Origin of the sequence: Barnesiella propionica, from assembly GCF_025567045.1 — a bacterium.
In the GTDB taxonomy this organism is placed as follows: domain Bacteria; phylum Bacteroidota; class Bacteroidia; order Bacteroidales; family Barnesiellaceae; genus Barnesiella_B; species Barnesiella_B propionica.
Map to the genome: position 1 here is coordinate 21,917 of NZ_JAOQJK010000007.1, position 19,416 is coordinate 41,332.

19 protein-coding genes and 1 tRNA gene are annotated in these 19,416 nt (G+C 36.7%); 4 read left to right on the forward strand and 16 right to left on the reverse strand.

Features of this window, described 5'->3' with window-relative positions:
- The first annotated feature begins 2 nt into the window (after positions 1-2).
- Positions 3-1,124, forward strand: a complete 1,122-nt coding sequence (locus OCV73_RS10265; RefSeq protein WP_147551906.1) for an AI-2E family transporter — start codon at positions 3-5, stop codon at positions 1,122-1,124.
- 113 nt (positions 1,125-1,237) lie between these two features.
- Positions 1,238-1,310 (forward strand) — tRNA-Lys (locus OCV73_RS10270).
- A 294-nt stretch (positions 1,311-1,604) separates the two neighbouring features.
- On the opposite strand, the gene OCV73_RS10275 is transcribed toward OCV73_RS10270, so the two are convergent.
- The 8 genes from OCV73_RS10275 to OCV73_RS10310 all read right to left on the reverse strand — a co-directional run bounded on the left by OCV73_RS10275 (position 1,605) and on the right by OCV73_RS10310 (position 6,774).
- Positions 1,605-2,573, reverse strand: a complete 969-nt coding sequence (locus OCV73_RS10275) for a permease (RefSeq protein WP_147551907.1) — start codon at positions 2,571-2,573, stop codon at positions 1,605-1,607.
- 45 nt (positions 2,574-2,618) lie between these two features.
- Positions 2,619-3,068 carry an arsenate reductase ArsC gene (locus tag OCV73_RS10280; RefSeq protein ID WP_147551908.1) on the reverse strand — a complete coding sequence of 150 codons (450 nt, stop codon included), beginning with the start codon at positions 3,066-3,068 and terminating at the stop codon, positions 2,619-2,621.
- Positions 3,065-3,778, reverse strand: a complete 714-nt coding sequence (locus OCV73_RS10285; RefSeq protein ID WP_147551910.1) for an aromatic aminobenezylarsenical efflux permease ArsG family transporter — start codon at positions 3,776-3,778, stop codon at positions 3,065-3,067. Before OCV73_RS10285 ends, OCV73_RS10280 begins: the two co-directional genes overlap by 4 nt.
- Before the next feature lie 9 nt (positions 3,779-3,787).
- A complete protein-coding gene (locus OCV73_RS10290; RefSeq protein ID WP_147551912.1) occupies positions 3,788-4,192 on the reverse strand; it encodes a nitrophenyl compound nitroreductase subunit ArsF family protein in 405 nt (134 codons plus the stop codon).
- Positions 4,193-4,203: 11 nt separating this feature from the next.
- Entirely contained in the window at positions 4,204-4,434 is a 231-nt protein-coding gene (locus OCV73_RS10295) for a thioredoxin family protein (protein WP_147551914.1), read from the reverse strand.
- Between the two features lie 70 nt (positions 4,435-4,504).
- Positions 4,505-4,831: an ArsR/SmtB family transcription factor gene (locus OCV73_RS10300; protein WP_057097470.1), complete on the reverse strand. Its 327-nt coding sequence runs from the start codon at positions 4,829-4,831 to the stop codon at positions 4,505-4,507.
- A 538-nt stretch (positions 4,832-5,369) separates the two neighbouring features.
- On the reverse strand, positions 5,370-6,248 hold the full coding sequence (locus tag OCV73_RS10305) for a HEPN domain-containing protein (RefSeq protein ID WP_147551915.1): 879 nt from the start codon (positions 6,246-6,248) through the stop codon (positions 5,370-5,372).
- Between the two features lie 82 nt (positions 6,249-6,330).
- The gene (locus tag OCV73_RS10310) at positions 6,331-6,774 is read right to left on the reverse strand and encodes a hypothetical protein (RefSeq protein ID WP_147551917.1); all 444 of its coding nucleotides are present in this window, start codon (positions 6,772-6,774) and stop codon (positions 6,331-6,333) included.
- 328 nt (positions 6,775-7,102) lie between these two features.
- Between OCV73_RS10310 and OCV73_RS10315 the strand changes: the two genes are divergently transcribed.
- Together OCV73_RS10315 and OCV73_RS10320 are read left to right on the forward strand one after the other, a co-directional pair.
- Positions 7,103-7,465 carry a helix-turn-helix domain-containing protein gene (locus OCV73_RS10315; RefSeq protein WP_147551919.1) on the forward strand — a complete coding sequence of 121 codons (363 nt, stop codon included), beginning with the start codon at positions 7,103-7,105 and terminating at the stop codon, positions 7,463-7,465.
- Positions 7,466-7,975: 510 nt separating this feature from the next.
- On the forward strand, positions 7,976-9,808 hold the full coding sequence (locus OCV73_RS10320; protein ID WP_147551921.1) for an ATP-binding protein: 1,833 nt from the start codon (positions 7,976-7,978) through the stop codon (positions 9,806-9,808).
- 511 nt (positions 9,809-10,319) lie between these two features.
- On the opposite strand, the gene OCV73_RS10325 is transcribed toward OCV73_RS10320, so the two are convergent.
- The 8 genes from OCV73_RS10325 to OCV73_RS10360 form a co-directional block, all read right to left on the reverse strand.
- A complete protein-coding gene (locus OCV73_RS10325; RefSeq protein WP_147551922.1) occupies positions 10,320-11,615 on the reverse strand; it encodes an HlyD family secretion protein in 1,296 nt (431 codons plus the stop codon).
- Between the two features lies 1 nt (position 11,616).
- Positions 11,617-13,821 carry a peptidase domain-containing ABC transporter gene (locus tag OCV73_RS10330; protein WP_147551924.1) on the reverse strand — a complete coding sequence of 735 codons (2,205 nt, stop codon included), beginning with the start codon at positions 13,819-13,821 and terminating at the stop codon, positions 11,617-11,619.
- Between the two features lie 121 nt (positions 13,822-13,942).
- A complete protein-coding gene (locus OCV73_RS10335) occupies positions 13,943-14,173 on the reverse strand; it encodes a hypothetical protein (RefSeq protein WP_147551926.1) in 231 nt (76 codons plus the stop codon).
- Between the two features lie 308 nt (positions 14,174-14,481).
- Positions 14,482-14,733, reverse strand: coding sequence for a hypothetical protein (locus tag OCV73_RS10340; protein WP_147551928.1), 252 nt, complete (start codon positions 14,731-14,733; stop codon positions 14,482-14,484).
- Positions 14,734-14,798: 65 nt separating this feature from the next.
- A complete protein-coding gene (locus OCV73_RS10345) occupies positions 14,799-16,376 on the reverse strand; it encodes a vitamin K epoxide reductase family protein (RefSeq protein ID WP_147551930.1) in 1,578 nt (525 codons plus the stop codon).
- A 12-nt stretch (positions 16,377-16,388) separates the two neighbouring features.
- Positions 16,389-17,162 carry a galactosyltransferase-related protein gene (locus OCV73_RS10350; RefSeq protein WP_147551931.1) on the reverse strand — a complete coding sequence of 258 codons (774 nt, stop codon included), beginning with the start codon at positions 17,160-17,162 and terminating at the stop codon, positions 16,389-16,391.
- A 23-nt stretch (positions 17,163-17,185) separates the two neighbouring features.
- Entirely contained in the window at positions 17,186-18,202 is a 1,017-nt protein-coding gene (locus tag OCV73_RS10355; RefSeq protein WP_147551933.1) for a lanthionine synthetase LanC family protein, read from the reverse strand.
- 12 nt (positions 18,203-18,214) lie between these two features.
- Complete coding sequence (locus tag OCV73_RS10360) at positions 18,215-19,414, reverse strand: hypothetical protein (RefSeq protein WP_147551935.1); 1,200 nt, start codon at positions 19,412-19,414, stop codon at positions 18,215-18,217.
- Positions 19,415-19,416 lie beyond the last annotated feature (2 nt).

Below are 19,416 nucleotides of genomic sequence, written 5' to 3' on the forward strand. Positions count from 1 at the left end.
TTATGAGTGAAAGAAGGCCTTATACCCTGGACCGGGTAGTACGGATCGTACTGTCCGCAATAGTAGTTATCGGTATATTATATCTGATAAAAATACTGAAAGGTGCATTGCTCCCTTTTATGGTAGCCTGGCTTATCGCTTATATGATAAATCCTATTGTGGTATTCAATCAGCGTCGTGTTTTGCGTACGAAGGGAAGGGCATTGCCTATATTACTGACTTTTGTGGAATTGCTTGTTTTCTTCTCCCTTATAGGGATACTCGTTGTCCCGTCTATACTGACCGAGACGGCAAAGATGCAGGACCTGCTGTACAATTATGTACATACGTCCGAAGATATACCGTTTATTCCGGCAGCCGTTCATGAGTTTATCCGGGAAAATATAGATTTTCAGGAGCTTGCCGGACTGCTGAACCATGAACAATGGATGGAGCTTATCAAAACCGGCATATCACAGACCTGGAGTTTTATATCCGGGTCGGTAGGGGAGATTATTACGATCGTAAGCTGGCTTATCGTTGTGCTTTATACCGTGTTTATCTTATTGGATTATGACAAAATCCTGAACGGGTTCAAGTCTATGATACCGCAGAAATACAGGCCTGCCGTATTGGGTATAGCCGACGATGTGGAACAGAGCATGAACCGTTATTTCCGGGGTCAGGCTTTGGTAGCGTCGCTCGTCGGAGTACTTTTCAGTATAGGTTTTCTTATCGTAGGTTTGCCGTTGGCGATTGTGCTGGGACTTTTTATCGGATTACTTAATATGGTTCCTTATTTGCAGATTATAGGGGTCATACCCACTATAATCCTTTGTATGATATGTTCTTCCGATACCGGAACGAACTTCTGGATCTTATTCGGAGCCTGTATGCTGGTCTTTATCGTGGTGCAGATCATACAGGATGGCTTTCTTGTGCCGCGTATCATGGGAAGGGTAACCGGATTGAATCCGGCTATTATTTTGCTGTCGCTGTCGGTGTGGGGAACTTTGCTGGGTATGATAGGAATGATTATAGCCCTTCCTCTGACAACTTTGTTGCTTGCCTATTATCAGAAATACATTTTAAAAGAAGATATTCCTTCTGAAAAAAAAGAAACAGATATCATTGAAAATAAATAAGATATAAATTTAAAACATTTTTTAACTTCGATTTGTTTCCTTCAAGACTTGTCTGTTTAAAAATAAACGTTACCTTTGCAACGCTTTTCGGTAAAACAAAAGCAATACAGGATGATTCGCTAGCTCAGCTGGTAGAGCACAACACTTTTAATGTTGGGGTCCTGGGTTCGAGCCCCAGGCGGATCACACCAATAATCGATAAAACGATATAAAAACGACTCTTATAAATATATAGGAGTCGTTTTTTGTTATAAATGTCTCATAGCCGGATACTCTTAATTCTAATATAACCATCGGTACAGAAATGTTTTATTTCTGTATTGATTTGAAATTGCATATTATAAATATGGGGTGACTGCCCGATTTTAGGAGTAAAAATTGCAGGTAAAGCTCTATTTCATAGTTCCGCCCGATAAGCAAATATACCGTAGTCATATTCTGCTATGACGTATTAGTGATCAAAATATTCCAGTACTTACGTTACAATATGATGTTATAAAGATAACCTAATACTATAATAAACAAAGTTATCAATCCGAAGAAGATGCCGATTAAACGCCAAGTCATTACTTTTTTCAACAGCGTGGCTTCGGGAAGTGAAAGCCCAACTACCGCCATCATAAAAGCGATTGCCGTTCCTATGGGAATACCTTTGGATACAAATACTTCAATCACCGGTACTATTCCGGCAGCATTGGCATACATGGGCACTGCGAGTATTACAGAAAGGGGAACAGCAAACCAGTTTTCTTTAGACATATACTGCTCAAAAAATCCTTCCGGCACATAACCATGCATAAACGCACCGATACCAATGCCGATAAGAATATACAGAAGCACTCCTCTGACAATCCCCCACGCTTCTTGCATGATAATTGGCAGTCGTTTCAGAAAAGGAGTATGCTCTTTTTCCCATGTTCCAGAGTCGGAAGTCGAGTTTTGCTGTATTTGTTTCACCCAATCACTCAAATAAGGTTCCAGCTTCATCTTTCCTAAAATAAATCCGCCTACCATACCCAGCAGAATGCCGCTAATCACATAGATAGTAGTAATGCGCAGCCCAAAAGTGCCGATAAACATGGCAACGGCAACCTCATTTACCAAAGGCGAGGTTATCAGATAGGCAAGGGTTACCCCCAAAGGAATGCCCCCTTTCACAAATCCGATAAACAACGGTATGGAAGAGCAGGAGCAGAACGGGGTGATAGCTCCAAATAAGGCGGCAAAGAAATATTGCAGTCCATATAGTTTGCGAGAAGTCAGGTAATTGCGTAAACGTTCTATCGGGAAATAGGCATTAATAATGCCCATTATCACGCTGATAAAAAATAATAATATTAAAATCTTTATCGTATCGTAAAAGAAGAAGTTAATAGCTTCTCCCAAAGCTGTCAAAGCATCCAAGCCGAAGATGTTATACACCAGCCAATCAGCAAATCTTTGTATCATAATTCTACTATTGTTTGTAATAATACGTACAAACAGCCTAAAAAATTAGCGGTTACAAGCACATTTAGGCAATTCTTGTTTTTTTATCTCTGTAAGGTAGAACTTGGTAAATTCATTCCTGATTTCATTACGCACTCTTTCAAATTCGCTTCTGATAAAGTCAGTCGTCCCTATTGCTTCCGAGGGGTCGTCAAAACCAATATGCAACCGTTTCCCTACATTACCTGCAAAAGCCGGACACGTTTCATTAGCACTACCGCATACGGTTATTACATAATCCCATGTATCACTTAAATAAGCAGCCACATCGGTAGGAATATGCCTGCTTATGTCAATACCGACTTCCGCCATTGCTTCAATAGCCAAAGGGTTTACTTTCCTTGCCGGATGCGTACCAGCCGAGAACACTTGTATATTCTTGTCAAACGATTGCAGGAAGCCATGCGCCATTTGACTGCGGCAACTGTTTCCTGTACATAAAATCAAAATTTTCATATTACACCTAAATTAATCAATTCATAATAAATGCCTGCCAAGATAAACAGCACAGCTACAACGTAATTAAACCACTTTTGAAAAACTTGTACCCGATTATAAAACTTTCCTATTCCTGCTACGCTGTATGCCAAAATCCAAGCGACAAGCATAACCGGAAGCCCTGTTGCCGATGCAAAAATGACAGGCAACAAATATCCTTCACTTTCTATTGCAGACATGGGAATAAGCATGCCAAAATAGAATAACCCACTGGTAGGACAAAATGCCATGGCAAACAATATCCCCAGCAACAAACTACCCCATGAGCCTTTTAGTTTTTCTGTCTTTTCAGTAGCGGAAAATCCGAACTTAGGTAATTGCAATTTATCTCCGAATAGCATAAACAGCCCTATCAACATCAAAGCAGGAGCAAGCAGCAGTTCTCCCCATTCGCTGATACCTTTTTGTATGGCAAACATATCCGCACCCTTCCGGAGTATTGCGATAAGTATTGCGCCTAATGCAGAATAAGCCAATACACGCCCTAAAGTGTATAGAATACCATTTGTAAATATCCGGCTGCGGTTATTTATATCTTTACTGATAAATCCGATAGCGGTAATGTTGGTAGCCAATGGACAAGGACTTACAGCCGTCAGCAAACCGAGCAGAAAAGCGGTAATAATAGGTATTTCACTATTATCCAGCCATGTTTGTAAGTATTCCATAAAGCCGTATCATTTTAGTAGCTGATTGATTTTCTGTTTCAATTCTTTCTGGAATGTGGCTGTATTGTTCCGGGCATTTTGGAAACCGAAGCGTGTCATATCATTACGTTCTTCTTTGCCGTTCTTCCATTTATTTACATAGAGAGACGACCAGCTTACGCGATATTTCTCTGCCAGTCTTTCGCCTTCGGGAGTTGAAATATCTACTTCTTTGAAACGAAGTTTGCCATTTTTCACCAACTCCGCCAAATCCGTATGGACTACTTCTTTCGTATACTTCTCAATGGCTTTGCAAGTCACGCAGCGTTGTTTACCGTGAAAATAGAGCACTTCCACATAAGTGTCTGTTGTAGTCTGAGCCATTCCCCAAATAGAAAACAAACAAGTAATGGTAAGGAATAAAAAGCGTTTCATCACAATCTGATTTACCGGGTTAATACATCTTTTACCTCTTTGGCAGAAAGTTTGCCCTTTGCCACAACCTTACCGTCCACAACAAGAGCCGGAAGCGTCATTACATTGTATTCCATAATCTTCATCAAATCTTCTTCTTTGGTTACTACTGCTTCCAAAGCTAATTCTTTTACTACTTGCTCAACTGTTGCATACAGAGCCTTACAACCGGCGCAACCTGTTCCTAATACTTTAATCTCCATAATTTATAAATTTATCATATTAAACGTAATTCGCAAAACAACGAACATTAATATTAAAAAAGGGGGACTATCAACAACACTCCCCCGATTTACAGATACATTGCCCGAAAAACTCCTTAAAGAGTTCACGAGCCAGTTGCCAATTTTCCCGGTTGATACAATATTTCACTTTGGGTGTTTCTACCTCTCCTTGTATAAGTCCTGCATCTTTCAACTCTTTCAAGTGTTGGGACACGGTTGCTTTGGCAATGGGAAGTTCTTCGTGAATATCTCCAAAGTAACACGTTTTCTGCTTTGCCAAAAAGTGCATAATGGCAATTCGGGCAGGATGACCCAGTGCTTTGGCAAATCTTGCCAACTGTTCTTGCGTAGCTGTATAATCTTTCTTTTCTTCCATATCTCGAATATTGTTCGCAAATGTACGAACAATATTCAAATTCGCAAATTGAATTATACCTTTTTTCCGTGCCAGGTGCAGAGCGTTTATCTGCTTGTATCGATAATATAAATTCATTATCAACGGCTTACATAACTGGAGAAATAATATACTCTTTTGAATTCAAGATACCGGACGGCAGACAGACACCGGACAACGGCAGACAGTTTTTTAAGGACTAAAGCGTGACGAATACAAAGCTTAAATTTTTAAAAGCATTGATATTGAGGAAAAAAGATTGCTCGTTTCATGAACCGGAAGGAACACCCGAAACGAAATGAAAATCGATAAAATTCCTGATAATCATTAATTATCAGGAATTTTAGTTTTCTCTAATGGCGGAAAACAGCGTTTTGTTTTTACCTAAAAGAGCAAGTTTCTAAAAAACGGAGGAATGCCTGATTGTGTAAATAACAGATAAATAGGCTATAATAAAACCGGAGATTATCCTGTAATGGCATCTCTGTTTTTTGTGTGTTTTATTTTGAGTGAGAGAGTGTTATTTCATTTCCCGGTACGATTCGATTTGCGCTTTGCAGACCTTGGAAACTACATCGCGTAATTTTTCCACTTTGGGAAACAAAGCATCTATATCTTCTTGGGTAACTACGAAATCGGGATTATAGCGAGCTTCTACATATGCCCGTTTCAATATTTCAAATAGCCGTTTATCTTCTTCTTTGTTGAAAGAAAATATAGCGGCCAGTTCCGGTGAATAATTCCGGGTAGCCCGGAATAGTTTTTGCAGATTATGCTGCTTTCCATTATCTAACGTATGTACCAGATTAATTGTATAAAATAAATTTTCACAGGACTGATGTAAATAAAAAGAGGATTGAGTATAACTTTTCCGTTTAAATGCCGATTGTGCATCTATAAGAAATTCATTAACCCGGTTCATTTTATCATTGAAATATTCCTGCGCTTGTTGTGCTATCTCCTGGTAGTTTAGTTTCCGGGAACGTTCCAGCTTGTATTTTTTACTGTCGTATAGCATAATACCTTCTCTCTTGATCGTGGCGTAAAAATACCGTCCTTCTGACAAGTCGGAGTTGAATTTTTTTATATCCTCGTTAATAAATTGTACAGGGACCTGATTGCGGGGACGCTTGTAATATTCACGGTCGATGTCATCGAGTATTTTCCCGGCTTCTTTTACGTTGATACCGCTGGTAATGACCAGCAGGTCGTAGTCGCTCATAAAAAAGGTAGGAATGCCGAATTCCAGCCGCTCGTCATATTCTACAAAAGTCCCCCGGGCATAGCTGCCATAGAGGATAATCATTTCGCATGTCGGAATTTTTTCCAATACGGATTCAACAATTCGTTTCAAATCTTCCCGGGCGTAACCGGGTAAAAAATCGATCGAATCTTTCATCGGTAAATCAGTTTTATTATGTTATACCGTGTAAAGATACGTGATTTTTCTTAGATTTATCCGTTGTACGGATAAATTCGGTTTATTCGCTTTTTTTGCGAAACCAGAAAGCCTGCTTCACTTTTTGCCGGAAGTTTGCAAACCGACCCGATATATTCCACCATAGTACGGTAAGACGTTCCGGCTCGCCATAGTCGTATAAATTGTGTATCTTCCATAAGGATGACCGCAAATCCAGTACAAATATGTGTCCTGTGCGCAGCATCAGCGACAGGCATTGTCCGCAGGTTTCGAGCCGTATTACGCTTTCGTAGGGAATCGATTTCCTGTAAATAAGGTGTGACGACAAGTGGTGTATCAGTTTTTGTTCATAGCTGCAATCCGCAGGAAATACGATGCCTTCATCGTTGAGCTTAAACCCGTAATGCCGCAAATAGGGCAGGATGTTCTCGCATATCTTCAGTTTCGGGACGGGCGGTTCATGCTTCAAAAAGCAGAGCATGAGCTTTCTTTTTAAAATATTCATACCGGTGGAGTTAAACAAATAATTCTTGAGGTGCGAACCAAAATCAGCCCTCAGCCGACCGACCGTTTACGTTCGCTTTATTTGTTTTCTCCGGTATCTGTTTCCGCTACTGTAAAAAAATTGCCGTACAGAAAAAATCCTTAATACCGTTCTTGGCTTAATCCTTTTTTTTCGTTTACTTTACAAAGTATTAACGGAGACAAAGAAAGCATAAGTTATAGCATTTCGTTACAACAGGGCGGTTGTATTTTACAATAGGATGGTTGTATTTTAAAACCTAATTCGTAACTTTGCTATTATAATATTATTGTCTGATAAAAGAACGGATATGGATACAGATACGATTACAATGCCGAAAGTACACCACGGCAGGAACGTAAAACGTTTCAGGGATATTATGGGAATTAAGCAGGAAGTACTTGCCGATGCACTGGGCGTGTCGCAGCAGGCAGTCTCGAAACTGGAACAAAAAGAAGTGATCGAAGATGAAACACTGAATAAAGTTGCGGAAGTGCTTCAAATCCCGGTTAAGGCTATAAAGAATATGCCAGACGAAATGGCTGTTAATATATTTGCCAATACTTTTCAGGATGCAGCAGCCGTAAACCATTATAACTGTACATTTAATCCGATCGATAAGATAGTGGAATTATACGAACGCTTATTGGAAGCCGAGCGCAAAAATAAATAAGGAAAATAACAAAGATATGAACCAGGCTCATAAGTAAATCGCTTATGGGCCTGGCTTGTTCAGAGAAATTGCATAATCAAATGTTTTTACCTTTCTTTTTATCCTGTTTGAGCACTTCTTTATGATTTTTTTAATTATTATTTAATAATTGCTCTATATTCTTATTTGAAAATCCCTTTTTCTCAATTAAGTGGAATGCCAAAGTAGCTGCAACTGGAATGGTTTTGGTTGGCAATACCGTCTAAAATAGTTTAATCCTACAAATTAGTTGTGAAACCCTATATATTGCCATCATTTCTGGAAAATATTTTCGAGGTTCTCGCCGCAGCGCTTGTCGGAGCTTTTGATCCGTTTTATAGTAATATGCCGGATGATTCTCTAATCAGAAAGATGAAGATAAAAAAGAAAAAGAAAATAATGAGACTATAAATATTTAAAATATCTTTGTAATAAGAATTTAAAGACCACATTAGATTATTCTTTTAAATGTCTTTTAAAGCATGATAAAGTATGAAAGTTAAATTAAGTAAAGCTGTAAAAATGTTCTTCGGAAATTCATCATTAGAAATGGTGTACTTCGAGGCGATTGCGAATGCTTTAGATGCAGATGCCAATAAAATTTCAATTAAAATTTTTACACAGGCATATAATCAACCTGAGACTTTAAAAGTCGAAATAGAAGATAATGGTATCGGATTCACAGACGAAAGATTTAGTAAATTCTGTAACCTATTTGATGTAGAAGAATCTTCACACAAAGGTCTTGGAAGATTGGTATATCTTTGTTATTTTGGAAAAATTTTAGTTCAAAGCTATTTTAACAATGATTTTTGTAGAAATTTTGAATTTTCTAATGATTTTGATGAAAAATCAACCGTTGTAAAAAGTCCATCAACTATAAATGGTACAAAATTTTCCATGTCGAATTACGTATTATCCAGACTTGGACAATATAATTATATTCAGCCAAAATATCTAAAGAGCAGAATATTAGAAGAATTTTACCCTAGATTATACCAATTAAAACAAGAAAATAAAGAAATAACTATTACTATAAATTTAGAAATAGAAAATCAACTTATAACTGAAACCTTATCTACAAATGATATACCAAATCTTGAAAAAATAGAATTAGATTATTCTGTCTCAGCTTTTGATAAAATATATCTATATTATTCTATCGAGGCATCCAACGAACCCTCTATTATAACAGCTATATCAGTAGATAATCGCAGTCAAAAGATTGAAATTATTGCAAAAGAAAATATTCCGTTAGGATATAAAATGATATTTCTTCTTTATTCTGATTGGTTTATTGGAAAAGTAGATCATGCACGTCAAAATCTTGATATTTCAGAATCTGATATGCAACAAATTAAATATATTTTTAGAAATAAAGTATCCCAATTAATTTCTGAGAAAATACCTAAAATTGCAGAAAGTAACAAAAAGGTTAAAATATCATTAATTAGCCGATACCCTCATCTCAATGGATATTTTGAAGAAAACTGTATTGGATTCAGTTCTCGAGCGGAACTATTGAAAAGAGCACAGGATAAGTTCTTTAAAGCTCAAAGAGATATTTTAGATGCAAATTCTCTAACTGAAGAGCAATATAGTAAAGCTTTAGAATTATCATCAAGAACGTTAACAGAATACATATTATTTAGACAATTATCTATTGAAAATTTAAAAAAAATAAACAATAAAAGTTTGGAATCAGATATACATAGTCTTATTATTCCTATGAAACAAGAATTTACAAAAGATGATTTTTCAAAAGATTTATATAGGAATAATGCGTGGATATTAGATGACAAATATATGACCTATAGCTCTATTTTAAGTGATAAAGAAATGACTGATGTCGTTAGAGTAATAACAGAAGGAGAAATAATTGAAAAGGATAATGATAGACCTGACATTGCCATCGTTTTTTCAAATGATCCAAATAAAGATAAGGTTGTTGATGTTGTTATTGTAGAATTAAAGAAAAAAGGATTGACTCACAATGACAATATGAAAGTTATTACTCAATTGGAAACAAGAGCCAGAAGATTGATGAAGTATTATAAAAATAAAATTCAAAGAATATGGTTCTATGGCATAATTGAGTTTAACGATGAAATAGAATTGGCTTTAATGGGAGAATATACAGAACTTTATTCTACGGGAAAAATGTTCTATAAAGAAACAACTGTTGCAATACAGAAAGACCCAAAGATAACACTTCCTGTAGGAATCTTCATTATGGATTTAAACTCATTAATAAACGATGCAGATGCAAGAAATTCAACATTTTTGAATATTATAAAAAATAAGATTCTTCAATCTCAATCATAAATATAAGGTTCAAATTAAGAAAATATCGACAACCATAATATTTTTACAATATTAATCTTTCGCATATTTATTCTTTGATATACTACAAATAGTTTTCTTCATTTTATTGACAATCAGTTGGTTAAATCGAAATATTGCAAGGCATGCAAATGTAGATTTTGCTTATTTATGGTGTTTGATAGAAATGATTTTGTAAGACGTTGATATATTGTTACTTATATTAGATTTTCAATTACTGGTATGGATATTAAAAAAATCCAGTTAATTTTTTATATTCGATAAAAATAACTATCTTTGTATCAGTATTTTACGTGATGAAAACTACTGTAAAAAATCAGTGGGATAAATTATGGGATATGCTTGAATCTAAAAATATAAAGTTTTAAATATCAGCTTGGTAACTCTGTAAGGAGAATCCCAGGCGGATCATATAAAAAGATCAACTACCGAATAGTAGTTGATCTTTTTGTTTAAGGATGTCTGAATCTGTTTTTTGGGGTCAACGATATAATTAATTTTCTGTCAGTACTTTTTTTATTGGCATAATAAACCGTTCGAGAAGCGATATGTCATCGGTTATAATATTTGCCTGTCCTTTCATTTCGGGATAATAGGGTAGTGTTTTATTATATGTGGTTTTAAGTCCGTTTGATAATTTTATATCCAGAATGTAATTGTCGCCTGCCGGTACTAAGGAGACGTTTTGTACGTAACCTTTAACAATGCCGAATTCGTTATCCGGGAAATTGTCGAAATGCAGATTTACTTTTTGTCCGGCTTTTACTTTTCCCGACCTGGCTATGGGCAGGTTGGCTTTTCCCATGATTTCGACCGTATCTTCCGGAATGACATTGAAAATGATATTTCCTGTAACGATGTTTTGATTTTCGGTCCAGTAGTTTGTAAACGTAACTTTTCCGTCAATGGGGGAAGAAAGAACATAGTTTATTTTCCAGGAGAGAATTGCGGACTGTAATTGTGTTGCCAGGGAATTTATTTGGATGTGGTATTTATTTTTTTCTTCGGTGTACTGGTGGCTGATATCCATAATGTTTTCTTCTATCTGTGTTATCTGGATATTCATATTTCCTAAAGTTCCGGTCATATTTTCCAGGGAGAGACGGCTTTGGAGGTACTGGTTATATGTGTTTTCTATATCCTGTGGAGAGAGTATTTTCTTTTTCATGAGCAAAGAGTCTCTTTCGTATTGTTTTTTGACGGTCAGTAATTGTTCGCGGACAATTTTTTGTTGTCGTGAAATATTGTCGTACTGTTGTTTGTACTGGTTCAGTCTTATTTGAAGGATATTTATTTTCTGCGGATAATAGTTTAATTTTATAAATTCGATATAATTGAATAATGTCGTGTAAAAACTGGAATAGAGGGATTGTATATCTCCGATATTCAATTCTTTATCGGGTAGTTCCAGATCGTTATTTTGCAGATAGCGAGGCAGAGAATCCAGAAACGCTTCGAGATAAAAGATGTCTTTCTCATCAGCGGTATTTTCTATAACTGCCAGATAATCGCCTCTTTTTACGTGCTGGTTGTCCTTTATATAGAGTTTGTGCAGTTTTCCCGTGCTCCTCGATACGATTTCGGCGGGGGGCACTGTTCCCGTCAGTGTCACCGAGGCGTTTATCATATCGGGATATTTAAAAATTGCGCTTCCTGCCAATAGTAACAAAAAAATAAATGCGATTAATGTAATTCCCCATCTGACTATCCAATAGGGGGATGAGCCGAGAATTTCCTGTACTTCTTCGCTCCTCAATTCTATGTTATCGTTTGTATCTTTAACTCCCATATTACATTCCCAATTCTAACTGATTTTTAACTAAATTATAATATGTTCCTTTTTTATGTACGAGTTCCTGATGTGTTCCTTCTTCTACGATTTTTCCGTTATCCAATACCACTATTTTATCGGCATGTTGTACCGTACTTAAGCGGTGAGCTACTACTACGACTGTTCTTCCTTCATAAAATTCGGATAGTTTATCGATTATTTGCCGTTCGTTTTTTGCATCGAGCGCGTTGGTTGCTTCGTCTAAGAATATAAAATCGGGATTTTTATAAACGGCCCTGGCTATGAGTATTCTTTGTTTTTGTCCCTGGCTCAATCCGTTGCCTTCCATCCCTATTTTTGTATTGTAACCCAGTGGAAGGCTGTCGATATATTCTTTTATATTGGCAATTTCCACTGCTTGTGCCAGGCGTTTTTTATCCACGGTATCTTCATTTACAGCAATATTATTGGCAATAGTTTCGGAGAAAATAAATCCGTCTTGCATAACTACTCCTGTTTTTTGTCTCCACAGGTGAGGGTTGATGTTCTTAGAGGAGAATTCGCCAATTTTGATGTCTCCTTTATTGGGCTCATAGAAGCCCATCATAAGTTTTATCAATGTCGTTTTTCCACTGCCGCTCGCTCCTACAATGGCCGTGGTCTTATTTTCCGGGATGACGAGATTTATATCTTCCAGCACATAATCTCTGTCGGCTCCGTCGTAACTGAAGGAGAGGTTTTCGATGGAAATGGTCTTGTTGTCGGATATATAGTCCATTTTATTATCAATAGTTTGTTCTTCATCCTCTTCTCCGTGTATTTCATTTAGCCTTTCAAGGCTTATCTGGGCATCCTGGAATGATTGTATGAAACCTATAAGTTGCCCGATGGGTGCGGATAGTTGCCCGATGATGTAGCTTATCGACATCATCATTCCTAACGTGATATTTCCGTCTACGACGGATTTTGCAGCCACAAATGAAATCAGCAAACTGGTGATCTGATTAAAAAAGATGGAACCTGATTGCTGATATTGCCCGAGCGCCAGGCCTTTGATGCTTATTTTGAACAATTTGATCTGAATCCTTTCCCATTTCCATCTTTCTTGTTTTTCCCGGTTATTCAATTTTATTTCCTGAATACCGGAAATGAGCTGAAACAGGTTGCTTTTTTCACTGGAGGCCTGGGCGAAGCGTTTAAAATCAAGTTCGCGTCTGTATTTCAGGAATAATAATATCCATATAACGTACAGGGTATTGCCGATAACGAAGATAGTAAGTATCGTTAAATTGTAGTAGGCCAGGATAAATGCGAAAATGATGAAATTGAAAAAGGAAAAAATAGTCATCAGGGATGATCCGGTCAGGAAACTCTCGATGCGGGCGTGGTCCCCGATGCGCTGCATAATGTCTCCTACCATTTTTGTATCGAAAAAACGTAGGGGAAGTTTCAGCAGTTTTGCGAGAAAGTCGGATATAAGGGCTATATTGATGCGGGTGTTCATGTGGAGCATGATCCAGCTTCGTATAAATTCGACAGCCAGTTGTGTAGCGAATAAGACAAGCTGAGCGATTAATATGAGAGTAATAAAATTGAGGTTACTGTTGCCTATTCCGTTATCTACCATGGATTGTGTAAGGAACGGAAATATAAGCTGCAAGAGGCTGCCTACGACCATTCCCATTACCAGCTGCAGGATGTGGCTCTTATGTGGCTTGAGGTAACCTAAGAAATAACGGAAGTTTTTATTCGCTACATATTTATCGTCGTCTTTTTCATAAAAGTCGGGGGTGGGTTCAAGCAGAAGTACCGTTCCTGTATCTTTTCCTTCGGCTTTGGTGCTGATCCAGCATTTGAGAAATTCTTCTTTTTTAAGTTCATACCGTCCGCTGGCGGGATCGGATATTTTTATTTTATAGTCGTTTTTTTTCTTTTTTATATCGTAGCATACTACAAAATGATTTTGGTTCCAGTGAAGGATACAGGGGAAAGGTTTTTCTTCTGCCAACTGATTAAATGTAGTTCGTAAACCGGTGGTGCGAAATCCTATACTTTCGGCTGCATCGCTTATTCCCAGCATCGATACGCCTTCACGTGTAATGAAGGATTTGGAGCGTAGGGTCTGTAGTGTATAATTACGTCCGTAATATTTTGCAATCATACGTAAACAAGTGGGGCCGCAATCCATTGCGTCGAGTTGTGCATAATGCGGGAATAATGCCATAAAATATATTTTAAATTGATGTTATTTTTAGTAAAGAGTTGTCTTTTCAAAAAAGACAACTCTTTTTTACATTTGGACTAATAGTTCGGGGTGGTTCGCGCATAGAGCCACCTTCATTTTTTTAGATACGAACACATGTGCCCGTGGCCATATTACATCTGCATGGACCATAGCAATCCCAATAACCGAGGTCATTGTGACATTTTAAAGTACTGCAGTAGTCGGTGCTTCCACCACCTCCGCCACCGGGTTGTCCCGGATCTACATAGACGCCACCGACGATTTTTTTCAACTGGAGGTCGTTCAATACCTGATCACCTTCATGTAATCTGATCTTTTTTAAATTCTTCATAATTGTTAAATTTAATAGGTTATACCGCAGATTTTCTCAAGACAACATTGCCCTGCAGCTTCGCAATGTTTTCGTTATAAATAGAATAATTTTCAACGGTATGAAACAATAATATCTGTAATATTTATGACCAAAATCGGATATGTATTGTCCGTTACCTCTTTTTACTATGTGTGAGATAATAGCATATACAAATAATATTGTTTAAATAATATTATCTTTGTAAAGGGGGGTGTCTTCTTTACTTCCGACTCCCCCTTTATTTCAGTTTTTCGGGTCGGTTCAGCTATTGTCCCGGCCTGAAATTTTTACCAACGAACACATCCAACATGAGCAGCATCGCATCGGCATCCACCCCAACATTCGTCATAACCGAGTGCTGGGTTGTGTACACATTTCATGGTACTGCAATAATCTGTAGGTCCGCCTCCGCCGGGTTGGTCAGGGGGGGTATAGCTACCACCCGGGGGAACGTAAATACCACCTACGATTTTTTTCAACTGAAGGTCGTTCAGTATCTGATCACCTTCATGCAACCTGATTTTTTTCAAGTTTTTCATAATTGTAAAATAATAAATTATACCGCAGATTTTATTAAATAACATTGCTCTGCGGTTTTGCAATGTTATATCTCTACATCACAGAAATAGCGTAAGTCATCGATATAATAAGTAGACGGAAGCCGATATCCGTTTACATATACCATAGGAGTTGCGGTAAGATTGTAAAATTTATGCCAGTGCTGATGCATTTTATATTCTTCTTCTACTCGTTCATCATCTATGTTGACGTTCCATTTTTTCATAAAGTTGTCTTTATCATATTTTCCCGATTTAAACCATTGATGGTAAATTTCGGCTGCTTCGTCTTTATTTTTTTGAAGATATACGGCAAGTAAAAATTTTCCGCTGGTATCCAGTTTTTCGTGAAAAGAGGAAAAAACGTATTGGAAGGATATTTTGTCTTCTGTATGTTCCATTAGTTTTTCAATATGGTCATGTGCATAAGCGCACGGGCCACAATGAGGATTGGTGAGTATGGTGACAATAATTTTAGCATCGGGATTGCCCCATTTTACACTTGTTATATTTTTATATTCAACCTGAGGTTGTTTTTTTAATAGGGAGACGAATACTTCTTCCGACGCTTTCAGGCTGTTCATTTCCTGCGTAACCTGTTCCAATCGGCGATTGTCGATTATCCTAGGGAGAAACAGGTTGATTAAAAGAAAAGGTATTCCGTATAATATCATCAGACCGATAAAGTCTGTAAATTGCCAGTCGGGGAAAGAGATGTAGCCAAAAATGAAGTTTATTATAAATATGGCCCATAATGTAGCTTGTACAATAAGGCATAAAACGCACCATTGCTTGGCGACAAATTTTTGATACCATACACTCCAGATGGTATATGGAAGAGCGCAAATATTGATTAAGGTCAAATAGTTTATTAGAGAGGGCATGAATATTAAAACAAGTACATTGGAGATAAAATAAGAGAATCCTATTTCACTCCAGCCTATAATACCCCATAATTTTGCCGCCCGTGATTCTAGGATGTTATTGCAATCATTTTCGTGGAATAAAGAGCATATCTTGTCGGCATAACTGCTGCGAATATGTAATTGCTTTAAGACCAGAAGGTATCCGATATAAACACCGAACATGTTTACTAACAATGATAAGGCATATCCAAAACTGAATATTACTGAATTATTTATTATGGCCCACATTATAAGTATTACAGATAATATAAAAAGTCCTGCTTTCTGGATGTTGTTGAAAATTTGCATTTTCCAGTTATGATAATAGCCATTTTCTACAGAACCGTTATCTGCTTCTCCTAAGAGAACGATACCTGTCCATATTTCTTTGAATTCTTCTACAGATACAGATAATTTTCTGTTGTTCCACACATATAAAACTTTTTCGGATGTTACTTTAAGTACGGTGACAAAATCATTGCCGATATGAGCAATAAAAGGCGTTTCAATATCGGTGATATCGTTTTTGTCATTTATTTTAATTCCTTGATTGTCAACCCCGTAATCTGTCAGCATTTTCGATATTCCAAACAAATTATTTTTATGAGGATGTTCATTAAAAAACTTATTTGAATATTCGCGGGTATGTTTAACTTTTAATGCTTCTAAAAATGAAGTGAATATGTTTGTCTCTTTTTGCGAAAAAATAGATAATCCCATTATTCTTAATATTTAATGTGTTTTTGATAAATCTCTTTCTAGTTCTTCTTTGGAACTGTTGTGTGTTTTATTTAATTCTGCAAAAGATATTTCGGTATGATCTTTATTCCGGAAACTACTGTTGAGATTCCGGGGATGTGCCAAATGATAAAGATACCCCGGGTTACGGTACATGTTGGCTTTTAATCTTTTCCATCGATAATAGCGGTCAAAATCGTCGTGTCCCCAACCGTAATATTTTTCGTTTTCCATTCCATTATTCAGGAAAAATAAAGTGTTCATCATAACTGCTCCCCCCGGATGTTCCTTGTCGTATAATTGTTTCATTTTATTCTGATTACGGGAGAGGATACGAATGTCTTTTTTCACGATATACAAATTCCGGATTATTTCGGACGTTTCGAAGCAGAATCCGGAATAGGGATAAGCTACGTCAGCCGTGCCGTCTCTTAACTGCTGGGCTGCATCGATAATTTGATTTTTGGATGCTATCATATCGGCATCCCATATAGAGAAGAAGGGAGTGTCTATATTCCAGGCCAATTGGTTGAAATACTTTGTCTTGTATAATATAGGGTCTTTATCTTCTATGAACTCGTAACGTACGTTCCTGTTCAGCAAGGATTGAAGTATTTTATTGTTGTACCGGTCCGCTTCAAGTACTATTATTTGTGTATGAAAGTTTTTGGCTAAATAATCCGTTACAGCAAGTATGTTTTCCAGCCGCTGAACCGAATCGATACGGATTAATATTAAAAATGTAAAATCTTGAAGATATGTTTTCATGGTATCTCTGCTTTATTTATAAATTATCTATTTCCCGAAAGTTTCAGATATGCCAGTGTTATGCCGCAAAAACCATTGATAAGACCCATGTGTTGCCAAAAATAGGAGCGGTCGTGTTGTAACATATCCCAGACATCGGATTTTTTTAGTTTTTCTAAAAATATTTTGGAATCATACGATATAATTCCCGATGATTGTAGGATCATGAGAATACTGGTTATACCATCTTCAAAATATACATTTTGGTTCCTCATTTCTTCCCATAAGATTTTATTCATATCAATACGGGACTTTAGTAAATTAATGTGATCGGCCCATTCCCTGGAATTTATAAAGTTATTAATTGAATTCATTCCCCAAAGCAGGAATAGCCGGTTGGCATGAACATAAGGAATTTGAGAGAGGACCCGGGGGGTCATTTCATCAATTATCTTTGTTATTCTATAATTATAAAAATCTAAAGTATATATCTGGCTTAACAAATAAAGGAAAACAGGAAGGTGATAATTTATCTTGAAAGATAAGGGTTCATTCCCAATCGTATTTGTAACTATGGGATATATTTGGTTTATAAGGTTGATAGTTATCTCCTGATAAATGTAAAGGGCTTCTTTGTCATTTTTATTTATATCGGAAGCCCGTACCGAAAAATAATATAATAATCCGATTAATTCAATGGCGTCCGGCCTTTCAAAAAAATCGGGATAGGATATTTTCTTAATTATTTCATTGTCAATATCGGACAGAATCTTATTAACATCGCCTTTTACATATTTATTTTGTATTAGATATCTTATTCCATATGCGATTCCTGCCAAACCGTCTTCTAATCCCAATGGAAGTTGCTGGTTTATATCATTTAATATCCCATCGAGCATTTCTTCGGCAATTTTTGTATGATTTTTGTTATCTCTCAACCGTCCCGATTCGAAGAAATATATGCATATTCCCATTCGTCCTCTGGCGAGACCCAGAGGTAGTAGGTTCTGAGAAACAACAGACAAGAGTGCCTGGTTGATTTTATCAATTTTTTCGATCATAAGTTCTGCCTTTTATTCGATAATATGCCTTGATTTGTTCCTCATATCTTTATTGCCGTAGTAGCGGACCAATATTTTCATAGCTATCAGTTCATTAATGAATTCCATGACTTCGGATTCATATTCCGGATATTGCTCTAAAATCATCTGGGGAGTACATCCTTTATTGAACATAGATAGAATCGCGCATTCCGATTCATTAATTCTTTTGTGGAATGTTCCCAACAGATGGTTTACTATCCAGTATCGGTTATTATGATGCATCAGGAGATATTCTTTTTTTAATGTCAAAGGAATGTTTCGCAGATTATCATGAATTATTCGATATGAGTCCACGATATTTTCAATATCATGGATGAAATTTAAATTATTAGCATTCAGGTATGCTGTAATGTTTGGGGCCAGGGAGGGAATATGAGGCTCCTCAATGCTTCTTTTCAGTAGATCCAAAGGTATATATTCATCATATTTCCCTCCGTTCCGTCCCTGAAAGAAATTCCTGAAATGATGATCCAGATTTTCGTGGTTTACTATCCCTCCGAATCCTTTTTCTCCTACGACTATCGCTTTTTTATTTTCCAGTAAAGCCATTATTATCGGATAACCGGAGCCGATGACCATTTCGGATTTTTGTATATATTTTATCGGATCGTGTTTATCATCGAGTATCTTAATATTTTTGTTTAATAGCGGACGATAATTCTTGCTACATTGACAATAAAAATCATAGTGGTTTAGCTGGTTCAGTATAGGTAGAATTTTGAGAAAAATCATTTCACCGAAATATCCATTATCAATATTGACGTATATAGCCGGTTTATCTGATATATCTTTTTCAGGATTCAGATTTCTTTTATCCTCAGGATAGTATATCATGTTCATGAAATTTTTATTATTGAACGAAGATAATGGTATGCTTGAGTTGCTGTCTTCAAAAATTATGGTGTGATCGAAAAGACCCAGATCGACAGTATATTCGTGGGGCGTATCGGATATGCAAAAAGAGAAAATAACAGGAACTTTCCTGAATATAGGATTTTGCTTAATAAACTTAAGCTTTTTCTTATTAAATATGAGAATGCAGTCGTACTCCCTGCTTGGTAGAATTTCTGTATCTATAGTGTGACCGGAATGTTGTAAGCACCGGATAATCGATTGAATAAGTATCTCATGATTTTTTTTATATGAGCCGCTTAGAAAAAGGATATTCATAA

Excerpts from the sequence above, each read along its gene's own strand:
- OCV73_RS10265 (WP_147551906.1), top strand. The coding sequence starts at position 3 with ATGAGTGAAAGAAGGCCTTATACCCTGGACCGGGTAGTACGGATCGTA.
- OCV73_RS10275 (WP_147551907.1), bottom strand. The coding sequence starts at position 2,573 with ATGATACAAAGATTTGCTGATTGGCTGGTGTATAACATCTTCGGCTTG.
- OCV73_RS10280 (WP_147551908.1), bottom strand. The coding sequence starts at position 3,068 with ATGAAAATTTTGATTTTATGTACAGGAAACAGTTGCCGCAGTCAAATG.
- OCV73_RS10285 (WP_147551910.1), bottom strand. The coding sequence starts at position 3,778 with ATGGAATACTTACAAACATGGCTGGATAATAGTGAAATACCTATTATT.
- OCV73_RS10290 (WP_147551912.1), bottom strand. The coding sequence starts at position 4,192 with ATGAAACGCTTTTTATTCCTTACCATTACTTGTTTGTTTTCTATTTGG.
- OCV73_RS10295 (WP_147551914.1), bottom strand. The coding sequence starts at position 4,434 with ATGGAGATTAAAGTATTAGGAACAGGTTGCGCCGGTTGTAAGGCTCTG.
- OCV73_RS10300 (WP_057097470.1), bottom strand. The coding sequence starts at position 4,831 with ATGGAAGAAAAGAAAGATTATACAGCTACGCAAGAACAGTTGGCAAGA.
- OCV73_RS10305 (WP_147551915.1), bottom strand. The coding sequence starts at position 6,248 with ATGAAAGATTCGATCGATTTTTTACCCGGTTACGCCCGGGAAGATTTG.
- OCV73_RS10310 (WP_147551917.1), bottom strand. The coding sequence starts at position 6,774 with ATGAATATTTTAAAAAGAAAGCTCATGCTCTGCTTTTTGAAGCATGAA.
- OCV73_RS10315 (WP_147551919.1), top strand. The coding sequence starts at position 7,103 with ATGGATACAGATACGATTACAATGCCGAAAGTACACCACGGCAGGAAC.
- OCV73_RS10320 (WP_147551921.1), top strand. The coding sequence starts at position 7,976 with ATGAAAGTTAAATTAAGTAAAGCTGTAAAAATGTTCTTCGGAAATTCA.
- OCV73_RS10325 (WP_147551922.1), bottom strand. The coding sequence starts at position 11,615 with ATGGGAGTTAAAGATACAAACGATAACATAGAATTGAGGAGCGAAGAA.
- OCV73_RS10330 (WP_147551924.1), bottom strand. The coding sequence starts at position 13,821 with ATGGCATTATTCCCGCATTATGCACAACTCGACGCAATGGATTGCGGC.
- OCV73_RS10335 (WP_147551926.1), bottom strand. The coding sequence starts at position 14,173 with ATGAAGAATTTAAAAAAGATCAGATTACATGAAGGTGATCAGGTATTG.
- OCV73_RS10340 (WP_147551928.1), bottom strand. The coding sequence starts at position 14,733 with ATGAAAAACTTGAAAAAAATCAGGTTGCATGAAGGTGATCAGATACTG.
- OCV73_RS10345 (WP_147551930.1), bottom strand. The coding sequence starts at position 16,376 with ATGGGATTATCTATTTTTTCGCAAAAAGAGACAAACATATTCACTTCA.
- OCV73_RS10350 (WP_147551931.1), bottom strand. The coding sequence starts at position 17,162 with ATGAAAACATATCTTCAAGATTTTACATTTTTAATATTAATCCGTATC.
- OCV73_RS10355 (WP_147551933.1), bottom strand. The coding sequence starts at position 18,202 with ATGATCGAAAAAATTGATAAAATCAACCAGGCACTCTTGTCTGTTGTT.
- OCV73_RS10360 (WP_147551935.1), bottom strand. The coding sequence starts at position 19,414 with ATGAATATCCTTTTTCTAAGCGGCTCATATAAAAAAAATCATGAGATA.